Origin of the sequence: Vibrio sp. YT-15 (assembly GCF_033337445.1) — a bacterium.
Classification (GTDB): Bacteria; Pseudomonadota; Gammaproteobacteria; order Enterobacterales; family Vibrionaceae; genus Vibrio; species Vibrio alginolyticus.
In genome coordinates, this window is sequence record NZ_JAWOQR010000003.1 from 86,741 (window position 1) to 112,951 (window position 26,211).

A 26,211-nucleotide genomic window follows, 5' to 3' on the forward strand; every position below is an offset into this window, starting at 1 on the left:
TGAATAACACTCTGGCTTTTTTGTTTCCCAATACTATTTAACCAGCGTAAATTCCTTAGAAAGGTGATGCGCTAAGTATTTGAACATATTGAATACTGCAGTCGTATTTGAAGTTGGTAAACCTTTGTCATCAAGGAAGTATTCACCTTTAAAAACTAAAACACCTTCTTTTTCTTCTACACTTGTTGCTCGCATTCCCTCGATGTAATCATCGTGCTCTTGGATGATTTGGTTAGCGATCAAAAGAAGGTCGAACTCTTCGATAAACGTTCTATCAGACATATTCTTTCTACCATCCTATTCAGTTAAGAACGCTGAGTATACCTACAACTAAAATGGGTTTGCATGATTAATTCAGTCAATCGTTCAGTAAGACTAAACAGATCAATTTTTAGAGTATAAGCATGATGCGGAGGAAGATGGCAGAGCATTGAACCAAACTATTTTGTGATGGGTAACAAAATTTATTGCATTGGATTAGCGGATGCTAAGTTTGCCTGTTTAGATATGCCGCTCAATACCTTTCAGAACCCTGTCTCTTTGAAGTATAAAGACGATGAATTGTCAACCAATCGGATCTGAATTTCAAAAAAGCAGTTGATCTTCTTTTCATCTCGCACAATAGTAAAAAAAGAAGCAATGAAATAGAACATTATGCGGGTGGCCTTTAAACAAGGTTTCTACCCGCATTATTATGAAGGACGTTAGAGTCAGTTATGGGTAAATCACTCGTTATAGTGGAGTCACCAGCCAAGGCAAAGACGATAAATAAGTACCTTGGTAAAGACTTTATTGTTAAGTCTAGTGTTGGTCATGTGCGTGATCTGCCTACGGCCGGTCAAAGCACTGGTGAGAAAAAAGCCGCCGCCATCTCAACTAAAGGGATGAGTCCGGAAGAGAAAGCGCGCGTTAAAAAAGAGAAAGACCGCAAAGCGTTGATCAAAAAAATGGGGATTAACCCATATCATGACTGGGAAGCGAATTACCAAATCCTTCCAGGCAAAGAAAAAGTTGTCAACGAACTACAAAAACTCGCCAAAGACGCAGATTGCGTTTATCTCGCAACCGATTTGGACCGCGAAGGGGAAGCAATCGCATGGCACCTTCGTGAGATCATCGGTGGCGATGAAGAGCGATACAAACGTGTAGTTTTTAACGAAATTACGAAAAACGCGATCCAACAAGCTTTCCAGACACCTGGTGAGCTGAACATGGATGGTGTAAATGCCCAACAAGCACGTCGCTTCATGGACCGTGTCGTTGGTTTTATGGTTTCACCTCTACTTTGGAAAAAAGTGGCTCGTGGCTTATCTGCTGGTCGAGTGCAGTCTGTTGCGGTGAAACTGTTAGTTGAGCGTGAGCGTGAGATTAACGCGTTTGTACCAGAAGAGTTCTGGGACATTCATGCGAATACGAAAACGAAAGACAAAGCGGACTTTAAACTGCTTGTTGCTCAGAAAGACGGTTCTGCGTTTAAGCCAGTTAATGAGGCAGAAACCAAAGCAGCGATGTCTGTACTTGAGAATGCAAGTTACGAAGTATGTAAGCGTGAAGACCGCCCTACAAAGAGCAAGCCTTCAGCACCTTACATCACCTCTACGCTTCAACAGGCAGCGAGTACACGCCTGGGCTACGGCGTGAAAAAGACCATGATGCTAGCTCAGCGCCTCTATGAGGCCGGTTACATCACTTATATGCGTACTGACTCGACTAACCTAAGTGCCGAGGCTGTGGACGCTGTACGTGACTTTATTGGTTCTGAGTTTGGTGATAAGTACCTGCCAGCGAAACCATTGACGTACGGTAGCAAAGAAGGGGCACAGGAAGCGCACGAAGCGATCCGTCCTTCAAATGTGGGTGTTAAGGCGGAAGACCTGCAAGGTGTCGATGCTGATGCGCACAAACTTTATGCTTTGATTTGGAATCAGTTTGTAGCGTGTCAAATGACGCCAGCAGAATACGATTCAACAACCATCAGCGTAAAAGCGGCAGAATACACGCTTAAAGCGAAAGGTCGTATCCTTAAATTTGACGGCTGGACTCGTGTACAGCGTCCAATGGGCAAAAACGAGGATACAATCCTTCCAGCGGTACAACTTGGCGATAAGCTAAGCTTAGAGTCACTTGACCCTAAACAGCACTTTACAAAGCCACCTGCGCGCTACACTGAAGCAGCACTGGTTAAAGAGCTGGAGAAACGAGGCATTGGTCGTCCGTCGACTTACGCATCGATCATTTCTACGATTCAAGATCGTGGCTACGTGAAAGTTGATCAGCGCCGTTTCTACGCTGAAAAAATGGGTGAAATTGTTACTGACCGCCTTGATGACAGCTTTAACGATTTGATGAACTACGACTTTACTGCGCGTATGGAACAGAAATTGGACCAAATCGCTGAAGGTGAAGTGAACTGGAAAGCTGTGTTAGACAACTTCTTTGCTGATTTTACTGGCGATCTTGAAAAAGCGGAGCTAGATGAGTCAGAAGGCGGTATGAAGTTAAATCACATCGTCATGACGGATATCGAGTGTCCGACGTGTAGCCGTCCAATGGGCATCCGTACTGCTTCGACAGGTGTGTTCTTAGGCTGTTCAGGTTACGCGTTACCACCAAAAGAGCGTTGTAAGACAACCATCAACTTGGGTGACGAAGAAGGTATTATTAACGTTCTAGAAGAAGACGTTGAAACCGCAGCTCTTCGTGCTAAAAAGCGTTGTCCGATCTGTGAAACAGCGATGGACGCATACCTGATTGATGACAAGCGTAAGATGCATGTTTGTGGTAATAACCCGAACTGTGAAGGCTACCTTGTTGAATACGGCGAGTTCAAAGTAAAAGGCTACGATGGTCCAGTTGTTGAATGTGACAAATGTGGCTCTGATATGGTGCTTAAGAACGGTCGCTTTGGTAAATACATGGATTGTACGAGCGAAACGTGTAAGAACACTCGTAAGATCTTGAAGAATGGCGAAGTCGCGCCCCCGAAAGAAGATCCTGTTCATTTCCCCGAGTTGCCATGTGAAAACTCAGATGCGTATTTCGTACTTCGTGATGGTGCTTCAGGTCTATTTATGGCGGCAAGCAACTTCCCTAAATCGCGCGAGACACGTGCTCCTTTGGTTGCTGAACTGGCGCGTTTTGAAGAGCGTTTACCTGAGAAGTTCAAATACCTAGCAACTGCGCCGCAAGAAGATCCTGATGGTCGTCCTGCTGTTGTACGCTTTAGCCGTAAAACAAAAGAGAACTACGTTCGTTCGGAAGAGAACGGTAAGCCAAGTGGTTGGACAGCGCTCTTTGTTGAAGGTAAGTGGGAAGTCACAGATAAGCGTAAAAAAGCGAAAGCATAAAAACGTACGATCTAAGTAATGTAAAAAGGCAGCGATATCGCTGCCTTTTTTGCGTTTTGTTTTTGCGTAAAGGCCACTGTGTTGTTCGTATAGATCTTTGCTGCTTTGACTGAGTTTTGCTGACGCGAGAAGATCCCAGCATCAATATTTCGTAGTCGCTGATGTATTTTTTATGTGAAAAATATTCGTTGTAACTTTCATTTTGCATTCACATATTTGTTATACATTGGGCTAAAAAATCGGCGGTGTAGTGAATCCGTTCGTAAATTGTTTTCACAATGTAATCGTTTGCTTTTCCATGTGTGATCTAGATATCGTCTTGAGTACGCAAGAGCTGTATGGTACACAGAATGGCGTATTAAAAATTGTAATTTAGAACCCGCTTAGATAATTTATTACAAAAATTAGTGCAACTGTGTGCATTGTTTGCGTCAAAAAATAAGGAAAGAGTGGACGTTGCATACTGGAAGTGCCGTAGCTTTTTTATCCGTGTTGTAAGAGTTCACAGAAACTCAGAGACGGTTGCTAAATGTATTCGCTTGACTCCCCGAGTATGACTCATTCAAGCGAGTACCAAATCCAAGCTATAACGATATGGAGAACAACAAATGGCTGGTGTTTTGGGAATGATTCTTGCTGGCGGTGAAGGCTCTCGTTTGAGACCTTTAACGGAATCTCGCAGTAAACCTTCGGTACCGTTTGGTGGTAGTTATCGATTGATCGATTTTGCTCTAAACAATTTTGTTAATGCGGATCTGATGCGCATTTACGTCCTAACCCAATTTAAATCTCAATCTTTATTCCATCACTTAAAAAAGGGGTGGAACATCAACGGCATTACAGACCGCTTTATCGATCCTATTCCCGCTCAAATGCGTACTGGTAAACGTTGGTACGAAGGGACGGCGGACGCGATCTATCAAAACCTGCGTTTTATGGAGTTAGAGGAACCAGAGCAAGTTTGTATTTTTGGCTCTGACCATATCTATAAGATGGATATCAAACAAATGCTGAACTTCCACTCAGAAAAGCAGGCTTCTCTGACGGTATCTGCATTGCGCATGCCACTAAAAGAGGCGTCGCAATTTGGGGTTATCGAAGTGGATAGTGAAGGTCGTATGATTGGCTTTGAAGAAAAACCAGCAAATCCGAAGTCGATTCCTGGGGACCCAGATTACGCTTTAGTTTCAATGGGTAACTATGTTTTTGAAGCTCAGGTACTGTTCTCAGAGTTGGTCGAAGATGCGGATAATGAAGCTTCATCACATGATTTTGGAAAGGACATCATTCCAAAGATGTTCCCTAGAGGTGATGTGTTCGTGTATGACTTCAGTACCAACAAAATCAGTGGCGAAAAAGAAGAGGTGTACTGGCGTGATGTCGGAACTATTGATGCGTACTGGCAAGCGCATATGGATCTGCTAGAAAAAGATGCACCATTTTCGCTGTACAACCGTAAATGGCCATTGCACACCTACTACCCACCATTGCCACCTGCGACATTTACCGACTCTGATAATGGTCGTGTGCAGATAATCGATAGTTTAGTGTGTAATGGCAGCTATGTTAGAGGCTCAAGAATCGAAAAGTCGGTGCTTGGTTTTCGCAGTAATATTGCTTCTGCTTGCGATATCAGCGAATGTATACTTCTTGGTGACGTAAAAATTGGCGAAGGCTGTGTTTTACGTCGTGTGATTGTCGACAAGGATGCCGATATTGCTCCTGGTACTCAGATTGGTGTGAATCTTCAAGAAGATAAAAAACACTTCCACGTGTCTGAGGAGGGCATTGTTGTTATTCCGAAAGGAGCTCGAGTTGGCTACTAACAACTTATCTATTCTGTTTGTAGCTTCTGAGGTTGAAGGCCTCATTAAAAGTGGTGGCTTGGCAGATGTTGCCAAGGCACTACCGGAAGCCCTTCAAAACCTACAGCAAGACGTAAGAATTACCATCCCTGCGTACAGTAGTATTGATAAACTCGCAGACGCAGAAGTTGTATTAGAAACAGAATTAACATCATGGCCGCATACGGAGTATCGAGTTTTGCGGCTCATGTTAGGTCAAAATCCTGTTTACCTGATTGATTGTCCGCCGTATTTCAATCGACCATCAATGTATGCGGAGAACAACCAAGCGTATACTGATAACGGCGAGCGCTTTGCGTTTTTTAGTGCAGCATGTCTCGATATGTTACCCAAGCTCGCCTTTCAACCTAATATCATACACGCGAACGATTGGCACACAGGTCTTGTTCCATTTTTGCTCAAGCACAGGTATGGCAATGATCCGTTTTTTGCTCATACTAAAAGCGTCATTTCAATTCACAATGCGGTCTTTAAAGGCGTATTTAGTTATGAAGACGTGCAGTGTTTGCCAGAGTTTCATTGTAGAAACGTTCCCGATGCTGCGGTGAGTGCAACGCATATTACGATGCTTAAAGCTGGTGTAATGAATGCAGATAAGATAAACGCGGTTAGCCCTACGTACGCAGAGGAACTAAAAACAGAGCTTGGCAGTCACGGCATGGCTTGGGAGTTTCAGCAACGCGCGCAGGACTTAGTCGGCATCTTGAATGGTTGTGATTACAGTGCTTGGAATCCGGAAACTGATACCTACTTGCCGGTTAATTACTGCGCCGACCAGCAAAGTATGTCGCAAGGGAAGAAAGCTTGTAAAAAAGCATTACAACAAAGACTAAATTTGCCCGAAAAAGATGTAGCTATGTTCGGTATGGTTTGTCGCTTGACCCAGCAGAAAGGCGTTCATTACTTGTTGCCTGCTTTGGCCGATTTTTTGAAGCACGATGTTCAGCTAGTTTTCGTTGGGACCGGAGACCCTGTTCTTGCCGCTCAGCTACGAGAGGTTGCCGCGCAGTTTTCTAGCAAATTTGCCTTTGTAGAAGCGTATGACAATGAACTTGCGCATATCGTTGAAGCTGGTTCTGATTTCTTCTTGATGCCTTCTGAGTTTGAACCATGTGGTTTAAACCAAATCTATAGTATGGCTTACGGTACATTGCCGATAGTACGCGGTGTTGGTGGCTTAAAGGACAGCGTTAGCGATTATGATGTAAACCCATCTGAAGCAACGGGGTTTGTTTTTTTCGAACCGACACCGCAGGCATTGTTGTTAACGATGCTAAGGGCACTGTTGCTCTACGCTCAAAACGAGCCTGAAGTGAATAAAGTACAGTTGCACGCGATGCAACAAGACTTTTGTTGGCAAAAGGCCGCAGAATCTTATTTGCAGCTTTACCACTCAGCGTTAGTTTGACTTAAAATTGTAACGAAAGGCGCCGAATGAGGTGCCTTTATTATCTTGAGTAAGGGGAGTGTGGTAGGATGGCTTTTTACTTAATAGCACGATCTTTTTGATACTGAATATGACCCAGCCGCTACTTTTTCATAAAACTTATTTGCACCCTACTAGTCATGAGTGGGTTGTATTTGTGCACGGTGCTGGTGGTAGCTCTTCTATTTGGTTCAAGCAAATTAAAGCTTACAAGCAACACTTTAACTTATTGCTGATCGATTTAAGAGGTCATGGAAAGTCAAATCAGTTACTTAAAGAGCTCATTGCTAGCCGTTATACCTTTACGGAAGTTACCCAAGATATTTTGAAAGTGTTGGACCATTTAAAGATCCAATCCGCTCATTTTGTCGGTATGTCGCTTGGTACAATTATTGTTCGAAACCTTGCTGAATTGTCATCGGAGCGCGTACGTTCGATGGTGCTCGGCGGTGCTGTCACAAGGCTTAACACTCGTTCTCAGATATTGGTGAAATTAGGTAATTTTTGTAAGCATATCCTGCCGTACATGTGGCTCTACAAACTGTTCGCTTATATTGTTATGCCTCAAAGAAGCCAACGAGAATCTCGCCACCTTTTTATTCGCGAAGCCAAGAAGCTTTGCCAAAAAGAATTTAAACGTTGGTTTATTCTTGCCGCTGATGTAAATCCGTTAATGAAATATTTTAAAGATCGAGAGTTACCCATTCCGACTCTTTACTTAATGGGCGACAGGGATTACATGTTTATTAAACCTGTCAAAGAAATGGTTGCAGCACATAAGCTCAGCATTCTACGAGAAATCCCGAATTGTGGTCATGTATGCAATGTAGAGCGTCCAGAAGACTTCAATCAACACTCCATCGAGTTTATTAAACAGCAAGCTGTATGTGCTTAAAACTGAGTGCATCCACTGAATAGGAGAGCCGCTATAGCTCTCCTAGTTGATATCCACATTGCCAACATGCACCAAATTGCCCTTCGTTTATTTCATGACATTTTGGGCATTGCCAATCTTGATACTCATGCCTATCGGATTGTTTTCGATATGCTTTTACTATTTCTTCAGCTTTCATCTTTTGTGCCGTGTCAAAAAGCCACACATAAGGATCGGTATCATCACCAAACGGCAGTTCTCCTTTTAAGCCGAAAATACCTTCTCCGCGAACTTCACAGTAAATTTGTTCCACTTTAAGCAGCTCACATACAATGTGTGCTTCTGCTGGGTTTTTAGCGATAAATATTTTCATCAAAATACCCACTTCACCAATTACGAGTTTTGCTGACTTGGTGTCGGCCTTACTTTATTCATAACCCATTTAGTGATGATTGGAAATAGTCCCAATAGCGCAAAAGACGCTAATACTGCGGGTGAAACAATGCCCGATAGGCTTTCAATTGTTGCTAATTGAGTACCTGCATTCAGATATACGGCTGTGCCTGGCAGCATACCTATTTGGCTAGTGAGATAAAATCGACCTACAGACATCGGTGTTAAGCCCATCAGTAAGTTGATTAGAAAGAAAGGGAATACAGGGATTAGACGCAAGGAAAATAGATAAAAAGCTCCGTCTTTTTCGACACCTTGATTAATTGCGTTGAGTTTATTTCCGAATTTGTTTTGTACCCAGTCACGCAATAAGTATCGGCTGCTCAAGAAGGCCAGTGTTGCCCCCATAGTGCTAGCGAAAGAAACCAGTAGCAAGCTTGTCCAAAAACCAAATAAGGCTGCACCAAGTAAGGTGACTACTGCCGCTCCTGGGATAGAAAAAGCGGTAATTGCAATGTAGGTAAAAAAGTAAATCGCAGCCGAGAATACAAAATTCTGATCGATGTATGTAGTTAGTGCTTCTTGTTGGGCTTTTGCATTCTCTAAGGTTAAATACTGGCCAAAGTTAATACCTAAAAAGACGATAGCCGCTAGTAGGATGAGACCTAATATCAGTTTCTTATTCATAATTTTGATTCCAATTTGGGATATATGTAATAAGACAGTAGGAAAACCGAAAAAATTTCACAAAAAAACCGCAGATTAGACTGCGGTTTTACAAGATAGTTTTTAGGCCGACTTTTATTGGAGGCCGTTCATCAACTCATCTCGGCGAGCTTGAGGTACCACACTCCAATGAGTGCCGTTGATAGCACCTTCTAGTGCCCATAGCAACTCAATGTTGACGGTTGCAGAGTGCGTATCTCTTATCGCTTTATAGGCGTTAAGCGCACCTTCCTCTTCAAGCTTCTCTACGGATTCGATGCCGGCTTTTTTTAGCATGCGCTCGGTAGCCAGTCGTAAGTTAGGCAAATCTTTCAAACGGTTAGGCTTTGTACTTGCTTGCTGTTCTTTCTCAAGCTTTGCCTTTTTCAATGATTGATTCGCTACTTCGATTAAGCGTTCGCTTGATTCCCATAAATCGCTGGAAATAGCGTAGTACTTTGTAACGACTGGAAAGCCACGTTTTTTATAAACGTAAGGCTTTAGCCCTTGTTTCTCGAAGTCAGATGAAGTTTTTTGGTCTGCTCTGATATGAAGCTGATTGTTTACCACTAGTGCAAACATTGTTTCATCAGCGAATAGTCCGAAGCCACCAAACATTGAGCGCGACTTGATATTACCAAGTGCCTCAAATAGCTTCATAGAGTCTTTGAGTATCGGTTTATCCATGTTTTGTTATCTCGGTGTAATTAATATTACGCCACCAAAAGTCAGGTCCGAGAGAGTAGCAAACATGCGTAAAAACAATGTCATTACAGAGTAAAGTCATTGCTTACACACTTGCCATCGGTAACCCCGCTACCTTCCATATCGTAATATGGTTCAGGCCGGAGGCTTTGCGTCCCACTCTTTCGAATGGTTTGCCCTGTGCGTGACACAATGAGCATACTTCTTATATTGAATTAACATCACGGTTTAGCGTTAAAAGTGTGATTTCGGTTCAATAAAAATGATAGATTGAATGCTCTATTTTGCATATGGAAAGGTGCAAATTGGCCTTTGAAAAGGAGTTCTTAATATATATTACATTTATATAAAACAGGGAGTTAACGTTAGTCAATTGTTATTAGAGTGGTGTGAAGTATTAGAGAATGCTTAATTTTTCCAAAAAAATAAGCGCCCCTGTAGAGCGCTTATTTAACACGGTTAAATACAGTGAAATTTAGTTCATTTCTTTCACAGTATTTCGAATTACAAGCTCAGGTTGCATCTCGAAAATTCGTTTTTCGTGTTCTTTATCTTTGATACGCTCAAGTAGAATTTCGAATGCATTTTTACCAACACGACGTTTAGGTTGGTGGATAGTCGTTAGCGGTGGAGAGAAGTATTCCGCAAGCTCGATGTTGTCGTAGCCGATCACTGAAATATCTTCAGGAATTTTGATCCCGTTTTGTTGCAAGCGGCTCATTAGGCCTAGAGCCATTGTGTCGTTAAAACAGAATACCGCCGTCGGGCGCTTGTCCATTGCGGTAATTTTATCTGCAACTAATACGGCCGTATCACATTCAAAGTTACCTTCAAGGATCCAGTCTTCATTTACAGCTAGGTTCGCTTCGCTCATTGCGCGACGGAAACCTGCAATGCGCTCTTGGCAAGCAAGCTTTTCAAAATGACCGCTTAGACAAGCGATATCCGTATGACCATTGTCAATCAGATGTTTGGTTGCAATGTAGCCACCTTCTTCTGAGTTATCCATGATCTTGTCTGCTTGTGAGCTCTCTGGGCCCCAATCCATGACCACTTTAGGAATGTCCGCATGACGGTCAAGCATCTCTTTTAGTTCTTCGGTTAAGTCAGAACACATCACTAGGATGCCATCAACGCGCTTTTCAGCCAGCATACGAATGTAATCGCGTTGTTTTTCGTAAATCCCGCCTGTGTTACATAAAATCAGAGTATAGCCTTGGCGGTAACAGTAGCTCTCAACGCCATCAATCACTTCTGAGAAAAATAGGTTAGTTGATTGAGTTACTAACATGCCAATCGTGCGAGTTGAGTTGCATTTTAGGCTGCGTGCAACGGCACTTGGCGCGTAATTCAGCTCGTCAACGGCTTTCATTACTTTTTCTTGCGTTGCTTCTGCAACGAAACGCGTTTTATTGATAACGTGCGAAACTGTCGTAGTGGAAACGCCGGCTAAGCGAGCAACGTCTTTTATCGTGGCCATAAATGGTGTCCTGTATCGAGCTACTGAAATATGTCGTATTGGATGTACCTGATGCTCTAATGGTTTCACACCTAGCAATATAAAATTGGCGCTAAGTGTCTCGGCAGCGGTTGATCCAAGTGCGACAAAAGGGTACGTAGCAGCATCGGTCGATGAATTTTATCTTTTTTTCTATCTGATGAGAAATTGCCATCAACCTGTTAAGAAAACACAAAAACCGCTATATTTCAGCGGTTTACATATAAATCATATTTAATCGTTTGCGCTCACATTTTAGCCCTATGTGGACTGACTAGCAATGTTTTCAGCAAGAGATTTGTGTATCTGAAGTCACATTTTGACTGCTAAATAACCAAGCGTCTTTGCGCTAAGTTAAGGCAAACGAATATTATACCCAAGTTACTTACAATTGGTCACTTTCAGGCATACAGGAAGCCCGATAGGCAGGCTCCCTAAAAATAGGCGGCAATTATTCACCAAGAAGGTAGGCGCTGTCTAGTTTACAAAATGCAACTAATAGTTTCGCGACACTCGAGTAAAATCCAAATTCGTCGAATTTTTTACATTTGTCTGAAAACTGAGGTAACCAAGACATCAATTGTTGCTGGATAAAGTCGTTTTGTTTAACGAAGGCTTCTTCCATGTGTTTTTCTTGTTCAAGCTCGTTTGAGCGGATAATCATGTTCCCGAGAAAGTCGAGCTCAACGGCTAAGTGATCCGCAGGTTCCTTTAGGTTTTCGTCTACTTGAACGCCAAATTCAGCCATCAACTTTTCCATTTCCTCAGCTGGCTTGTCATTCAGTAAACCTGATTCACCAATGTACATGGATGCGTAAGGAAGAGCGCCGTATTTTTCTGTCTTCAAAAACAGTTCACAAAAGTCAGCTGCAAGCTCTAGTTGTGCATCTTCACGATCTTGTAACCGATTCAATGCATCAACTAGGCTATCAACAGCTGGTTTCAGCGACTCATTTTCACCTAAACCTGCGAGAAAACTGCGAATTTCAACACTGTGATAGGCTTCCAATTCTTTCTCTGTTAGTTCTTTTGCGAACAAGCTCGAAAACCACCAGTAAATTTCAGCGCGTTTTTCATTAAAAGCTTTCACTTCTTGCATTTTGGGCTCCTGAATGATGCTTCAAGTCATGCATCACAAAGTCAATTAGGGATACCCCCTAAGTGTAATCAATTAAAATGAATAGCAGTAACTATAATTGTTATGTTTTATGGTCAAAAATGACCGTTTATTAATAGCAATGGGCAAGCTTGTTTTGAATCAATAAAAACGCTAAATCTTGCGTTTTAATGTATCTATGACTAGAAATGTTACTAGTTATGAATAGAATACGTCTTGGATAATAAGAAGACAGAAAAGTGGTGTAAATGAGCTATCACGTATTAGTCGTAGAAGATGATGTTGTAACTCGTAGTAAGCTTGCGGGATATTTCCAAAATGAGGGCTACCAAGTCAGCGAAGCAGAGAGTGGCGCAGAAATGCGTGAAGTTTTGCAAGCGGGCGATGTAGACCTGATCATGCTGGATATTAACCTGCCTGGTGAAGACGGCCTGATGCTTACTCGTGAGTTACGTAGCCAATCGGATATTGGTATCATATTAGTAACAGGACGCACGGATAGCATTGATAAAATCGTAGGCCTAGAAATGGGTGCTGACGATTATGTGACAAAACCTTTTGAACTGAGAGAGCTGTTAGTTCGCGTTAAAAACTTGCTGTGGCGTATTTCAGCAGCGCGCAGTGGCAGCTCGAAAGCGAATGAAATCAGTGAAGAGCACATTGTGCGCTTTGGGGAGTGGACATTCGACATTCAACGTCGCGCACTTAGCCGCAACGGTGAGCCAGTAAAACTAACTAAAGCAGAGTATGAACTTTTGGTGGCATTATCGTCTTATCCTAACCAGGTGTTAAGTCGTGAGCGTATTTTGAACATGATCAGCCATCGAGTGGATGCGCCGAATGACCGCACCATTGATGTTCTTATTCGACGTATGCGCGCAAAAATGGAGTTCGATCCTAAGAACCCACAGATTTTTGTAACGGTACACGGCGAAGGCTATATGTTTGCTGGTGACTAGTTGGAACATAACTCAATCGTAAAAAGAAAAAGGAGAGCTTCGGCTCTCCTTTTTTGTGGCTTCAAGATAATACTAGTTTGCTTCAACCATTGGTGTTTGGCCGACAGTATCACGCAACCTTTGCCAAATACTGCCCAAGTACTCATGCCAATAAAGCTCTGTTTGTTCTAAGTAACGCGCTTTAGGTGAGTATTTATCCCAAGGTTGACTTATCTCGCTAATAGCTAAGAAGTTGGTCGGGGCTGGGATTGGTTTAATGCCTGCTGCGTTGAACTCATACAATGCACGGCTCATGTGACTCGCAGAAGTGACTAACACAATCTCCTTTTGTTGAACGAATGCAGCCGCTTGACGCGCCTCTTCCCACGTATCTTTCGCATCTTCTAATAAAATGATATCGGATTTCGCGACTCCCAACGCAAGGGCAACGTTCGCCATCATTCGCGCGTGGCTAATTTCAGATCCGCCAGCATAGCCGGATAAGATTAATTTCGCGCCTGGATACATTCTTAAAATACGAATGCCCTCAGTTAAGCGCATTAATGCTGCACGGCTTAACTGCGAGGTGGGTGGAATTTCGTCATCGATAACATGACCATTCCCTAAAACCATCACGTAGTCGATGGTGCCAGAAACTGGCAAAAAGGCTTTATGCTCTCGCTCTAACGGCATAAGAAGCTTGGTTGAAACAGGTTGGAAGGCAACAAGAAAAATGCCAACAAAAGAGAATAGAACAACGAAGCAGCCAGTTTTACGTTTTGTAGTAAAACTAATGAGAGCAAGACCCAACAAGCCTATCAGCAGCAATGCCGGAAGGGGCATAAGCATGGCTGACACTACTTTTTTCAGCTCAAACATACATAAATAGTCCGAAAAAACATCAATTGATAATAAAAATGAGGGTATCCCTCTTTATTCCTGCTTTCCTTGTGCCAGAATAGCGGCACAATCCGTTATGATAACTCAGCAGAAGTGACAGAAGACCGCAATTTCGACGATATCGCCCACAAATTTGCAAAAAATATTTACGGCTCCGATAAAGGGGAGATCCGCCAAATCATTGTGTGGGAAGATTTTCTACAGATTCTAAGTGAATTAGATGCTGACCAGCAACCCCTAGAAGTGTTGGACGCTGGTGGTGGTTTGGCACAAATGTCGCAAAAGCTTGCTAAGCTCGGACATCGAATCGCTTTATGTGATCTATCTTCGGAAATGCTGCAGTTGGCTAAGCAGGATATTGAAAAAAACGGTTTGCTTGAGCAGTATCGCCTGATTCATTCGCCTGTCCAATCCATCGGTGAACATATGGATGGACAGGTCGATCTGGTTATGTTCCACGCTGTGATGGAGTGGCTGGTTGATCCTAAGGCCGCACTTGAAACAGTTCTTGAACAAGTAAAACCGGGAGGCATCGCATCAGTCATGTTCTACAACCACCACGGTTTAGTCTATAAAAACGTGGTTTGTGGCAACATTCCTCATATATTAGACGGCATGCCTCACCGAAAAAGATTTAAACTACAGCCGCAAAAAGGCTTAAAACCTGAAGAAGTCTACCAGTGGATAGAAAATTCAGGTTTTAATATTTGTGGCAAATCTGGTATTCGCTCATTTAGTGATTACATAGGCAATATGGAATACATGGGTGATTACGAGTTTGAAGATGTGTTGGCGCTAGAAAAACAACTTTGTCGACAAGAGCCATACCTCTCATTAGGCCGCTACATTCATGTGTGGGCTAAAAAGAACGATAAACAGGAATAACAATGAGTGAGATGACTCTCAATGCTGCAGAGCAACCAATCGATGAGCTGGTTGGCTGGGTTAAGCAGCACGATTTCTCGTTGAACCTGACCACAGAGCGATTGGCATTTTTAATAGCCATTGCCGTACTGAGTAATGAAAGGTTCGATGAAGAACTGGGTGAAGGTGAACTGCATGATGCATTTGCCATCGTCACTCGACTATTTGATGAGACCGGCGAAGCCTCCGCTTTTCGTGCGAACAATGCGATCAACGAGATGGTTAAGCAGCGTCTTATGAGCCGTTTTGTCAGTGAAATTACTGACGGAGCGAGCATTTACCGCTTGTCGCCATTAGCGATAGGAATAACCGACTACTACGTGCGTCATCGTGAGTTCTCAAAACTGCGTCTATCTATCCAGCTATCCATGGTAGCGGATGAAATGGCGAAAGCGATTGAGGCAGCACAAAAAGGTGGCACACCGGGTCACTGGAAGAAAAACGTATACGGTGTTTTAAAATATTCTGTAGGCGAAATCTTCGATCAAATTGACCTCAACCAACGTGTTATGGATGAGCAGCAACAGTCAGTGAAACAACAGATTGCTGACCTGCTTAACAAAGACTGGCGTGAAGCGATCAACAACTGTGAAGCACTTCTGTCAGAAACATCAAGCACGTTGCGTGAACTTCAAGATACGCTGCAAGCCGCCAGTGATGAACTGCAAACTCAGATCCTCGATATTCAAGAAATTGTTTACGGTGACCCTGAGCTGGAGTTTATCGAAGAAGCCTTGTTTGGTCTGCAAATGAAGCTGGACCGAATCACAAGCTGGGGCCAGCAAGCGATCGACCTTTGGATTGGTTATGACCGACACGTGCACAAGTTTATTCGTACTGCAATCGATATGGATAAGAACCGTGCGTTTAGCTCGCGTCTGCGTCAATCCGTCAAAGATTACTTCGATGCGCCTTGGTATCTGACTTATGCAGATGCGGAGAGGCTTTCTGACCTTCGTGATGAGGCCCTAGTACTGCGTGATGACGAGGTCACGGGTCAAGTTCCGATGGAAGTAGAATACGAAGAGTTTCAACAAGTCAATGATGAGCTGTCTGAACGAATTGGTGACATGCTAAAAGCGCATAAAGATCAAGGCACACCAATCGATTTGAGTGTGGTACTGCGAGATTACCTTGCACAGCACCCTTACACTCATCATTTTGATTTAGCTCGCATTATCGTCGATCAAGCTGTACGTCTAGGGTATTCAGAATCGGATTACCAAGCGATTCAACCAGACTGGAAAGCAATCAACGAATTTGGGGCAAAGGTACAAGCGAATGTCATCGACCGATACTAATGAATACATGTCAGAGAATCTGGCAAAAGCAATTTCTAACCCTCTGTTCCCAGCGCTAGACAGCATGCTTCGAGCAGGGCGTCATATCTCAAGTGAAGATCTAGACAACCACGCGTTGCTGTCGGATTTCGAACTTGAGCTTTCTTCTTTCTACCAACGCTACAACACCGAATTGGTGAAAGCGCCAGAAGGTTTCTTCTATCTTCGTCCTCGTTCAACGTCTCTGATTGGCCGTAGTGTTCTTTCTGAACTGGATATGCTGGTGGGTAAGGTACTGTGTTTCCTTTATCTAAGCCCAGAGCGTCTTGCGCACGAAGGCATCTTCACTAACCAAGAGCTGTACGACGAACTGCTTGCTCTAGCAGATGAAAACAAGCTGATGAAGCTAGTGACGAACCGTGCGACTGGTTCTGACCTCGATAAAGAAAAGCTGTTTGAAAAAGTACGTACGTCACTTCGTCGTCTGCGTCGCCTAGGCATGATCATCAACATCGGTGAAACCGGTAAATTCAGCATCAGTGAAGCGGTATTCCGCTTTGGTGCCGATGTACGTATTGGCGATGACATGCGTGAAGCGCAGCTGCGTCTGATCCGTGATGGTGAAGCAGTAGTGCACACCAAAGAGCCAAGCCAAGGCAGCTTATTGTCTGAAGAAGATCAAGACGACCAAGCCCAAGAAGAAACAACAGAAGAGGGTGAAGCATGAGCATGATTGAACGCGGTAAATACCAATCGCTGACCATGGTCAACTGGAACGGCTTCTTTGCCCGTACGTTTGACATCGATGGTCTGGTCACCACGCTATCAGGTGGTAACGGTGCAGGTAAATCAACCACAATGGCGGCGTTCATCACCGCATTGATTCCTGACCAAACGCTACTGCACTTCCGTAACACCACAGAAGCAGGCAGCAGCCAATCGTCTCGCGACAAAGGTTTGTACGGTAAGCTACAGCCGGGCGCATGTTATGCGGCGCTAGATGTGGTGAACTCACGTAACCAACGCCTATTGTTCGCAGTAAAATTGCAGCAAGTTGCGGGTCGTGATAAGAAAGTAGACATCAAACCGTTTGTTATCCAAGGTCTTCCAAGCCATGTGAAACCAACGGATATCTTGATTGAAAGCGTATCAGCGACTCAAGCTCGTGTACGTCAAATCAATGAAGTAAAAGAATCGATCGCGGAATTTGAAGGCGTTCAGTTCAAAGCGTTCTCTTCTATCGTGGATTACCACGCACAAATGTTTGAATTCGGTGTGATTCCGAAGAAACTGCGTAACTCTGGTGACCGCTCTAAATTCTACCGCCTGATCGAAGCATCGCTTTACGGTGGTATTTCAAGTGCGATTACGCGCTCGCTACGTGACTACCTTTTGCCACAAAACGGCGGCGTGAAAAAAGCGTTCCAAGATATGGAATCGGCACTGCGTGAAAACCGCATGACGCTAGAAGCGATCAAAACTACGCAAGCAGACCGTGACTTGTTCAAACACTTGATCACAGAGTCGACTAACTACGTGGCAGCGGACTATATGCGCCATGCTAACGAGCGTCGTAAAAAACTAGAACAGACATTGTCTTTGCGTTCAGAGTTATTTGGTTCTCGCGAGACCTTGATTGAGCAAAACAATCTGCTTAATCGCGTTCAAGAAGAGCTGGAACTGTTGATCGAGTCGGAATCGGCGCTAGAGCAAGATTACCAAGCGGCTTCGGATCACTTGCAACTGGTGCAAAACGCACTGCGCCAGCAAGAGAAGATCGAACGCTACCAAGAAGATCTTGAAGAGCTAAGTGAGCGTCTTGAAGAACAAATGATGGTCGTGGAAGAAGCGCAAGAACGCGTGATGATGGTAGAAGAGCAAGCGACCGTTGCAGAAGAAGAGGTGGATAGCCTTAAGACGCAACTTGCTGATTACCAGCAAGCTCTTGACGTTCAGCAAACTCGCGCCCTTCAATATCAACAAGCAGTTCAAGCGCTGGAGAAAGCGAAGCAGCTACTTGGCGATGACAGCCTAACGGCGGAATCGGCTCAAGCGCTTGTCTCTGAGCTTAAGAGCAAAGAATCAGAAAGCACCAATGCGTTGCTATCGGTTAAGCACAAACTGGACATGTCTTCTGCAGCGGCAGAGCAGTTTGAAACCGCGCTTAAACTGGTACAAAGCATCGTTGGTCAAGTTGAGCGCAAAGACGCGTCTGAGCATGCGAAAACTGCAATTGCGAAAGCGCGTGAGTCACAACAAATTGCACAAAACGAACAACAATGGCGAGCACAACACCGTGATCTCGAACGCAGCCTTAACCAGCAGCGTCAAGCACGTGAACTGGTTGCTGAATACAAAAAGCAATATCACGTTGAACTAACCGATGAGGTTACGTTTGAACAAGAACGTGAACGTCATGCGACGCAAATCGAATCACTAGAGATAGCTCAAGAAGAAGTTCGTGATCAGCGTGGTGAACAGCGCCGTCTAGAGCAAAACGCGGTGGCAGAAATCAGTAAGCTTGAAGCAATAGCACCAGCTTGGATTGCGGCGAACGATGCGCTAGAGAAACTGAGAGAGCAGAGCGGTGAAGAGCTTGATGATCGCCATGCGGTAATGAACCACATGCAAGTTGTCCTTGAACAAGAAAGGGAGTTGTCTTTAGCTAAAGATAAGCTTGCTGAGCGCCGTAGCCAGCTAGACTCTGAGATTGAGCGTCTTGCTTCTCCTGGTGGTTCAAATGACCCTCGCCTGAAAGGTTTGGCAGATACGCTGGGCGGTGTATTGCTGTCTGAGATCTACGATGACATCACGATTGATGACGCGCCTTACTTCAGTGCGATGTACGGTCCGGCTCGTCACGCTATCGTTGTTTCTGACTTGTCAGGCATCGAAGAGAAACTGGTAGAGCTAGACGACTGTCCAGAAGACTTGTACATCATTGAAGGTGACATCGATGCCTTTGATGACAGCTCGTTCGATGCAGAAGAGTTAGAGGGCGCGGTTTGCGTTCGTATGAACGATCGCCAAATGCGTTACTCTCGCTTGCCTGAGATCCCATTGTTTGGCCGTGCGGCACGTGAGCAGCGTCTAGAGTTGCTGCGTAACGAACGAGAAGAAGTGGTAGAGAAACACGCGAAAGCGGCGTTTGATTCTCAGAAAATGCAGCGCTTGTACCAAGCGTTTAACCTATTTGTGTCTAACCACATTCAGGTTGCTTTTGACGCCGATCCAGAACAAGCACTGGCAACTATTCGTGATAAGCGTAACCAAATTGCTCGCGTGCTGGCGGATCTAGATGCGAAAGAGCAACAACAACGTTCTCAGCTTCAAACCAGCAAGCAAGCGTTGTCTTCTCTGGACAAGCTAGCGTCACACATGGTGCTTGTTGAAGATGAGTCATTGCAAGCGCGTTTTGATGAGCTAGAAGAGAAAATCGCTCAGCTTGCAGAGGCGAAGAACTTCTTAAGCAACCATGCAAAAGCCGTCGCGCAATTAGAGAATATTGTGTCTGCACTTGATGCTGACCCAGAGCAATTCGATGCACTAGAAGCAGAATACAAAGCGGCAGACGAGCGGCTACAAGATCTTAAGAAGCAAATCTTTGCACTCTCGGATCTCGTTGAACGTCGTCACTACTTCGCTTACTCTGATTCAGTAGACCTACTGAACAAGAGTAGCGAACTGAGTGAGCAGCTAAAAGCTAAACTGGTTCAAGCTGAAAAAATGCGTACTCGCTCTCGTGAAGAGTTGAAGCAATCGCAAGGTCAAATGAACCAATACAACCAAGTATTGGCATCATTGAAGAGTTCACACCAAGCGAAACTGGAAACGGTTCAAGAGTTCAAACAAGAGCTTCAAGAGTTTGGCGTGAACGCTGACGAAGGTGCAGAAGAGCGCGCAATGCGTCGTCGTGACGAATTGCACGAGCGTCTACACACGTCTCGCAGCCGTAAGAGCGAATACGAGCGCACGATAACCTCTACTGAACTAGAGATGAAAGGCTTGGCAAAACGTCTGAAGAAAGTTCAGAAAGAATACGTTGAGCTGCGTACGTTCGTGGTTGCTGCGAAAGCTGGCTGGTGTTCAGTACTTCGTCTGGCGCGTGAGAATGATGTTGAGCGTCGTCTACACAAGCGTGAACTGGCTTACATGTCAGCGGATGAACTGCGTTCGATGTCGGATAAATCACTGGGTGCGCTGCGTCTAGCGGTTGCGAACAATGACGACCTGCGTGATGCGCTGCGTCTATCAGAAGATAACGCACGTCCAGAGCGTAAAGTTCTGTTCTATATTGCTGTATACCAACACCTTCGTGAGCGTATTCGTCAGGATATCATCCGTACTGATGACCCAGTTGAAGCAATCGAAGAGATGGAAGTCGAGCTGGCGCGTCTAACGGAAGAGCTAACCCAACGTGAAAACCGTCTAGCGATCAGCTCTGAGTCAGTAGCGAGCATTATCAAGAAGACGATTCAACGTGAGCAAAACCGTATTCGTATGCTGAACCAAGGCCTGTCGAACATCTCGTTTGGTCAGGTGAAGGGCGTACGTCTAAACGTGAAGATCCGCGAAAGTCACGAAGTGCTACTGAACGGCCTAGCGACACAACAAGAGCAGCATAAAGACCTGTTTGAATCGACTCGCTTTACCTTCTCTGAAGCAATGGCGAAACTGTTCCAACGCGTGAACCCACACATCGATATGGGTCAACGTTCACCTCAAGTTCTGGGTGAAGAGCTACTGGATTACCGTAACTACCTAGAGCTAAGTGTAGAAGTGAACCGTGGTACAGATGGTTGGCTACAGGCTGAGTCTGGCGCGCTATCAACAGGTGAAGCGATCGGTACCGGTCAGTCAATCCTTCTTATGGTTGTTCAAAGCTGGGAAGAAGAGTCTCGTCGTCTACGCAGCAAAGACATTGTGCCTTGTCGTCTGCTCTTCTTGGATGAAGCCGCGCGTCTGGATGCGAAATCGATCGCGACATTGTTCGAATTGTGTGACCGTCTGGATATGCAGCTTCTTATCGCGGCGCCTGAAAACATCAGCCCAGAGAAAGGTACGACCTACAAACTGGTGCGTAAGGTGTTTAAAGATCACGAACACGTACACGTGGTTGGCTTGCGTGGTTTTGGTCAAACGGATAAGCCTAAGACTGAAGCACAAGAGATGATTGAAGAGTTTGAATCGTAAACTGCGAATCTAACAAAACGCCCGCAATGAACGCGGGCGTTTTTGTATCTGTTTACGAGGCAGGCTTCGAAATACATAAGATAAGCCGAGACTGTAGGACGGCAGTCTCGGCTTATTAACGGAACTTAATGAGGAAGCGACGTTTATTCCTCTGGAATATCGTCCCTGACTTCGATCATTTCAGCAAGCTCTTCAAGTGCTTGGACAGAAAGCTCAGACAAGCGTTGTAGGTGTTGGTCTAAGCTCTCTTGTTCTTCAAGCTCTGGTTCATCATTATTTGTTTCTTTTATTAGCATTTCCCAACCTCTCAAGTTGAGTAAGGGGAGCTCTCATCATACTCAAAAGGCAAAGTAGAAAAGAAACGATCTATGTTGATTTTGTTAGCTCGATCATTGATTCAACTTATATATGAGAAGGATGTGTTTAATAAGGAGAGCAAGTGCAAGGTTTTTGGATGCGGGAACAAAAACGCCAGTAATCATGACAATTACTGGCGAGTAATAACGAACATTAGGTCGGAGGGTTAGAACAACGGCTTCACACCGAACTGCTCTGCTGCGTAAGCGACGCGTTCAATCGGTTTTGGATACTCAGCAGGTGTGCCAAGGCTCTCTATGTGTTTCAAACGAGGAAGCAAGCCTGCACCATTAGCGATTTGGATTGCCAGACCAGGGCGAGCGTTAAGCTCTAAAACCATAGGTCCTTCATCTTTATCCAGCACCATATCCGTACCCATGTATCCCAAACCTGTCATTTCCCAGGCACTTGACGCAAGCTCCAGCAAGCGCTCCCAATGCGGTACTTGAAGGGTCGAAAGGTCTTTACCTGTATCAGGGTGATGAGTCACTGGATGATCGAACTGCACCGCTCTGACGGCTTTACCTGTCGCGATGTCAATGCCTACTCCTACGGCACCTTGGTGAAGGTTTGCTTTGCCGTCGGAAGCCGCTGTAGAACAGCGCATCATCGCCATAACTGGATAACCTTTAAATACGATGATCCGAACATCTGGTACGCCTTCATAACTGAAGCCATCAAAACAGTCATCAAACTTGATTAAGTTTTCAACCACAGCAACGTCATTTTTACCACCAAGAGAGAAAAGGCCAGCAAGCGCATTACTAATGTGACGCTCGACCTCATCCCTACCAATTGTAGAGCCGGAGGGTTTGGTATATACCCCGTTTTTGTGAGACGTAACAACCAGAATGCCTTTACCGCCACTACCTTGTGCAGGTTTGATTACAAAACCAGGCCAGTTCTCAACCATTTTGTGGATAGTCTTAACTTCAGCTTGGTTATGAATGACACCGATCAGGGCAGGAACTGTTGCTCCTGCTGCCTGTGCAATAATTTTGGTCTTTAGCTTGTCATCGACAAGTGGGTATTTAGAACGATCATTGTAACGGCCAATATAGCTGTGGTTACGCTTGTTCATCCCCATAATGCCTTTATGGCGAAGCTTAGACGGCGAAGTAAAACTTTCGAACATCGTTTAGTCCTCCGCTAGTGGTTTGAAGCGTCGTAGCTCAGTGAGGCGGTAACCTGTGTAAGTACCTAGTAATAGAATACCGGCCAGAACAATCAACTGTAGACCAATGAAGTTAAAGGTTAAGTGTTGAATGTATGAGTTCGTCATTGCAAGGTAAACTAATACCGCTGTCAGCAATGAACCACCACCTTGCAGAGCAACTTCCTTCGCACCTTCTTCTTCCCATAGGATTGACATACGTTCAATCGTCCAAGACAAGATGATCATAGGGAAGAAGGTAATTGTTAGGCCTTCCGTTAAGCCCATCTTAAACGCAACAACGGTGAACACCGAGATGATCATAATAACGGTAATAATGACCGCAGATATCCTTGCTACCAGCAATAAGTTCAACCTAGACAAATAGCTTCGAATAATCAGGCCTGTACCTACAATTAGCAAGAAACCGACAATACCCGTTAATAGTTGAGTTTGAACAAAAGCAACGGCAATCAACACAGGCATGAAGGTACCGGATGTTTTCAGGCCGATAATCACACGCAAGAACACAACGATCAGAGCACCAATAGGGATGAGCATGATGGTTTTGAACATCGCTTGCTCTTCCAAAGGTAAGCTATGAATTGAAATATTCAGTAATCCATCTGCTTCTATTTTGTTGTTTGTAGCTTGTTGTGGTGTCATTTCTTGCTTAATCATCGAGAAATGCACTTGGCTATTTTTACCACCAACAAGGTCAAGTAAGGATACGTTTGATTCATCCCACACTAACAAGTTGGGTTTCACTGCTTTTTGTTCGGATTTTGGTGAAAACAGTACCCAATCTTTACCTGACCAAACCTGAACCATTGGTTGAATTGTTTGGCGTCGACGACCATCTTCTAGTTCGATAACACCGACGGTTTTGCTTTGTATACCTGCGGTAAGCAAAATATTATGCAGTGCATCAGTACGGCTGAAATCGTTCAGTAGTAGCGACGAGTTTTGGCTATCTGGGTCATTAAGTGCTTTGATAAGCTCACGAGTAAACGTCACATTATCGGCTGAGCGACTCATCGCACGTTCGATAAGGGCATTTGCCGCTGCTGCTTGTGGTGCTGATAGCGTTGGTGGAGTAATGTCTTCCGTTGGCGGTAACGGAGTGACTTTAGCCTGAGGGTCTACTAAGAACTGGGCTTTGTAGTATATGGTTTGTGGCCCTTGAGCTTGGCGAATTGACCATTCTGCACGACGGCCTGAATCGTCATTGATGTAGGAAACGCCATAACCTGATGAGGAAGCAGATTCACCGATAAGTGTGTAACCACTTTGTGTATGAGGTGCTGCAAGTGACGCTTTTACTTCGTTGCCGTTAGCATTGAACTCAATACGAGCTTCTACATCCCATACCTGGCGAGTTTCGCCTGGCGTCCAAGGCACGCCGTAGTTTTCATGTCTGAAAACACTCAGAGCAATGCCCGCAATCACCAATAAGATGATAGAAAGGTAAAACGGTATTTTTGACGTCATAATCTACCTTATTATTTTTTATCTTCGTCCGTTTGGATATAGGTACGACTTACATCGACAAGTGCTATGTCGCGCATAAATTCTCTACCCAGTAAAATAGGATGGTTCATATGTGAGCGATCTGCCAACGTAAATTGCGCTTTTTCATGAATTTTTCCAACGCGCACCCAAAGTTCTACCACAGCGCGGCGTTCTAACTCTTCACTGGTAACCTGGCGGATTTTGACGTAGCGAATGACAGGAGCTTCGATCCAAGTACTTTTCTCTTCTTCGGATTTACTGGTGTCTGCTAAGTGGAATCGGACCCATTTTTTGCCATTTCTTTCGAACTCTTCAATATCAACGGCATTTAAAGACGACGTCGCGGCACCAGTGTCGATACGTGCATCAAAAGTTTGCTTAATCGACTCTACAGTGACCTTTTCGATAGAGCCAAGGACAATATCGTGAGTTGGGGTTGGTTCCACAGGTGCGGGAGATTGGACAATAATCGGCTCTTTCGGTTTTTTTACTTCTGCCATTGCTTCATCGCGAAATGTAAGAAGTTCAACCTGTAGTTTATCGACTTGTTCTTCAAGGCTGTCGATATAGTCCGATTGGTTGCTGAGCTGCAGCTCTAGGTTGGTAATGCGATTATTGACATTCGCTTCTGAATTTTGAATCGCCGCTAACGTTTCTTGGTGGTACTGTTCGCCTTTGGTTAATGAGCATCCAGATAGTAAGGCGATGGCAACAATCGGGGTCAATCGTAATAACATTGAAAACCTTGGGATTGGATTAAGTTGTTTATTTTTTAGGAGTTTAGCTTATATCGATAAAGCCTCACAAGTAAGAATGTTTCTCTATTACTTATTGTTTGAGGAATAGTGATGAAAAGCCAAAAATCAAGGACATAAAAGCGCATCCTTATTTAGAGCGTGCTTATATTTTGACGTGAAAAATGGATTCAAAAAACAAACTCGCTCATTACGAGGAAAGAGGGTAATGTCTTAACTCGTAAAATGAGTTAAGACAATGTCAGGAATCTCAGCGAATTATGATTTGCGAGCGACAAGAACCGCGCGGCGAGGGGCAGGATAGCCTTCTACAGTTTTGCTTGGGTCGTTCGGATCTAAGTAGTCAGGTAGAGAGTTATGCGTCATCCAATCTGTGGTACGTTGTTCGTCTACGGACGTGATGTTTTCATCAACGATACGAACATCTTCAAAACCGACCAATTCTAGCCACACTTTTAGGGCTTTTGCTGAAGGGAAGAAATAGACATTACGCATTTGCGCGTAACGAGAAGTCGGGACCAGTACTGCATTCTCATCACCTTCAATCACGAGTGTTTCCAATACGAGTTCACCTCCAGATACCAATTGATCTTTTAGTTGCACTAAATGATCGAGAGGCGAGCGGCGATGGTAAAGCACGCCCATGCTGAATACCGTATCGAACGCTTCCAACTTAGGTAGTTGTTCAATGCCCAATGGCAGTAGGTGTGCACGTTGGTCATCGCCCATTAGTTTACGAATTGCTTCGAACTGAATCAGGAACAGGTGAGATGGATCGATACCGACAGTTAAGCGTGCACCTTCGCCTAGCATGCGCCACATGTGGTAGCCGTTACCACAACCTACATCGAGTACGCTGCGATTCTTTAATGGAGAAATATGTGGAAGCACGCGGTCCCATTTCCAATCACTGCGCCACTCAGTATCAATATGGATGCCGTGTACGTGGTATGGGCCTTTGCGCCAAGGATGGAATGTACGAAGTAAGCTTTCTAGCTTTTTAAGTTCCCCTTGAGGCATCGGCTCATTGTTTGAAATCGTGACAGAATCAACAATGTCGATGCTGTCCGGTCTACCCGCTGGGATTTTGTTCAGGGCTTTCAACCAGCGACCAAAGTCACCGTGCTCTGCATTTTGCCAATCCGTTAGCTGTTGTGGAAGCACATTAAGCCAAGGTTGAAGACGGGTGTCTTGGGCAATCAATTGGTAGAAATTTGCAAAGTTAAACATAGTTAGTTAATCGCTGAGTTGATGGGTATAAATTATTAA

At 44.4% G+C, this 26,211-nt stretch carries 21 protein-coding genes and 1 riboswitch; of the genes, 9 read left to right on the forward strand and 12 right to left on the reverse strand.

Features of this window, described 5'->3' with window-relative positions; genetic code table 11:
• Positions 1 to 33: 33 nt before the first annotated feature.
• On the reverse strand, positions 34 to 282 hold the full coding sequence (locus R7D93_RS07385) for a YciN family protein (protein WP_005387884.1): 249 nt from the start codon (positions 280 to 282) through the stop codon (positions 34 to 36).
• Between the two features lie 434 nt (positions 283 to 716).
• On the opposite strand from R7D93_RS07385, the gene topA reads away from it, so the two are divergent.
• The 4 genes from topA (at position 717) to R7D93_RS07405 (ending at position 7,533) form a co-directional block, all read left to right on the forward strand.
• Complete coding sequence (gene topA, locus R7D93_RS07390; RefSeq protein ID WP_005390711.1) at positions 717 to 3,347, forward strand: type I DNA topoisomerase; 2,631 nt, start codon at positions 717 to 719, stop codon at positions 3,345 to 3,347.
• A 608-nt stretch (positions 3,348 to 3,955) separates the two neighbouring features.
• A complete protein-coding gene (gene glgC / locus R7D93_RS07395; RefSeq protein WP_017634726.1) occupies positions 3,956 to 5,173 on the forward strand; it encodes a glucose-1-phosphate adenylyltransferase in 1,218 nt (405 codons plus the stop codon).
• Entirely contained in the window at positions 5,163 to 6,620 is a 1,458-nt protein-coding gene (gene glgA / locus R7D93_RS07400; RefSeq protein WP_213868324.1) for a glycogen synthase GlgA, read from the forward strand. The genes glgC and glgA overlap by 11 nt, the downstream gene beginning before the upstream one ends.
• Positions 6,621 to 6,729: 109 nt before the next feature.
• Complete coding sequence (locus R7D93_RS07405) at positions 6,730 to 7,533, forward strand: alpha/beta fold hydrolase (RefSeq protein ID WP_005387891.1); 804 nt, start codon at positions 6,730 to 6,732, stop codon at positions 7,531 to 7,533.
• A 31-nt stretch (positions 7,534 to 7,564) separates the two neighbouring features.
• On the opposite strand, the gene R7D93_RS07410 is transcribed toward R7D93_RS07405, so the two are convergent.
• From R7D93_RS07410 to torD, 5 genes are all read right to left on the reverse strand, one after another.
• The gene (locus R7D93_RS07410; RefSeq protein WP_017820033.1) at positions 7,565 to 7,885 is read right to left on the reverse strand and encodes a DUF2007 domain-containing protein; all 321 of its coding nucleotides are present in this window, start codon (positions 7,883 to 7,885) and stop codon (positions 7,565 to 7,567) included.
• Between the two features lie 20 nt (positions 7,886 to 7,905).
• On the reverse strand, positions 7,906 to 8,592 hold the full coding sequence (locus R7D93_RS07415) for a TVP38/TMEM64 family protein (RefSeq protein ID WP_005378366.1): 687 nt from the start codon (positions 8,590 to 8,592) through the stop codon (positions 7,906 to 7,908).
• Positions 8,593 to 8,706: 114 nt separating this feature from the next.
• On the reverse strand, positions 8,707 to 9,297 hold the full coding sequence (locus R7D93_RS07420) for a TfoX/Sxy family DNA transformation protein (RefSeq protein WP_005378367.1): 591 nt from the start codon (positions 9,295 to 9,297) through the stop codon (positions 8,707 to 8,709).
• Positions 9,298 to 9,413: 116 nt separating this feature from the next.
• Positions 9,414 to 9,503, reverse strand: a riboswitch (cyclic di-GMP riboswitch).
• Positions 9,504 to 9,790: 287 nt separating this feature from the next.
• Positions 9,791 to 10,795 (reverse strand): substrate-binding domain-containing protein, encoded by a 1,005-nt coding sequence (gene purR, locus R7D93_RS07425; protein ID WP_213868325.1) that lies wholly within the window; start codon positions 10,793 to 10,795, stop codon positions 9,791 to 9,793.
• 469 nt (positions 10,796 to 11,264) lie between these two features.
• Complete coding sequence (gene torD / locus R7D93_RS07430) at positions 11,265 to 11,912, reverse strand: molecular chaperone TorD (protein ID WP_005378369.1); 648 nt, start codon at positions 11,910 to 11,912, stop codon at positions 11,265 to 11,267.
• A 266-nt stretch (positions 11,913 to 12,178) separates the two neighbouring features.
• Between torD and torR the strand changes: the two genes are divergently transcribed.
• Positions 12,179 to 12,889, forward strand: coding sequence for a two-component system response regulator TorR (gene torR / locus R7D93_RS07435; protein WP_213868326.1), 711 nt, complete (start codon positions 12,179 to 12,181; stop codon positions 12,887 to 12,889).
• A gap of 72 nt (positions 12,890 to 12,961) precedes the next feature.
• Here torR and elyC read toward each other — a convergent pair whose 3' ends face one another.
• Positions 12,962 to 13,747 (reverse strand): envelope biogenesis factor ElyC, encoded by a 786-nt coding sequence (elyC, locus tag R7D93_RS07440; RefSeq protein WP_005387893.1) that lies wholly within the window; start codon positions 13,745 to 13,747, stop codon positions 12,962 to 12,964.
• A 114-nt stretch (positions 13,748 to 13,861) separates the two neighbouring features.
• Here elyC and cmoM point away from each other — a divergent pair, with 114 nt between their 5' ends.
• Genes cmoM through mukB form a run of 4 tightly spaced genes read left to right on the forward strand, consistent with a single transcriptional unit; the run spans position 13,862 to position 21,165 of the window.
• Positions 13,862 to 14,653, forward strand: a complete 792-nt coding sequence (cmoM, locus tag R7D93_RS07445; RefSeq protein ID WP_025766915.1) for a tRNA uridine 5-oxyacetic acid(34) methyltransferase CmoM — start codon at positions 13,862 to 13,864, stop codon at positions 14,651 to 14,653.
• A gap of 2 nt (positions 14,654 to 14,655) precedes the next feature.
• Positions 14,656 to 15,993 (forward strand): chromosome partition protein MukF, encoded by a 1,338-nt coding sequence (gene mukF / locus R7D93_RS07450; RefSeq protein ID WP_017634722.1) that lies wholly within the window; start codon positions 14,656 to 14,658, stop codon positions 15,991 to 15,993.
• A complete protein-coding gene (gene mukE, locus R7D93_RS07455; RefSeq protein WP_005378379.1) occupies positions 15,974 to 16,699 on the forward strand; it encodes a chromosome partition protein MukE in 726 nt (241 codons plus the stop codon). The genes mukF and mukE overlap by 20 nt, the downstream gene beginning before the upstream one ends.
• Before the next feature lie 2 nt (positions 16,700 to 16,701).
• Positions 16,702 to 21,165, forward strand: coding sequence for a chromosome partition protein MukB (gene mukB, locus R7D93_RS07460; protein WP_225495604.1), 4,464 nt, complete (start codon positions 16,702 to 16,704; stop codon positions 21,163 to 21,165).
• A gap of 143 nt (positions 21,166 to 21,308) precedes the next feature.
• Here the strand turns inward: mukB and R7D93_RS07465 are convergent, their stop codons facing one another.
• The 5 genes from R7D93_RS07465 to cmoB all read right to left on the reverse strand — a co-directional run bounded on the left by R7D93_RS07465 (position 21,309) and on the right by cmoB (position 26,172).
• On the reverse strand, positions 21,309 to 21,461 hold the full coding sequence (locus tag R7D93_RS07465) for a hypothetical protein (protein ID WP_005378381.1): 153 nt from the start codon (positions 21,459 to 21,461) through the stop codon (positions 21,309 to 21,311).
• 227 nt (positions 21,462 to 21,688) lie between these two features.
• Complete coding sequence (locus R7D93_RS07470; RefSeq protein ID WP_005378387.1) at positions 21,689 to 22,657, reverse strand: alpha-L-glutamate ligase-like protein; 969 nt, start codon at positions 22,655 to 22,657, stop codon at positions 21,689 to 21,691.
• Between the two features lie 3 nt (positions 22,658 to 22,660).
• Complete coding sequence (locus R7D93_RS07475) at positions 22,661 to 24,166, reverse strand: inactive transglutaminase family protein (protein WP_005378389.1); 1,506 nt, start codon at positions 24,164 to 24,166, stop codon at positions 22,661 to 22,663.
• An 11-nt stretch (positions 24,167 to 24,177) separates the two neighbouring features.
• Positions 24,178 to 24,924: an ATP-dependent zinc protease gene (locus R7D93_RS07480; protein ID WP_005378391.1), complete on the reverse strand. Its 747-nt coding sequence runs from the start codon at positions 24,922 to 24,924 to the stop codon at positions 24,178 to 24,180.
• A 276-nt stretch (positions 24,925 to 25,200) separates the two neighbouring features.
• Complete coding sequence (cmoB, locus tag R7D93_RS07485; protein ID WP_054700774.1) at positions 25,201 to 26,172, reverse strand: tRNA 5-methoxyuridine(34)/uridine 5-oxyacetic acid(34) synthase CmoB; 972 nt, start codon at positions 26,170 to 26,172, stop codon at positions 25,201 to 25,203.
• Positions 26,173 to 26,211 lie beyond the last annotated feature (39 nt).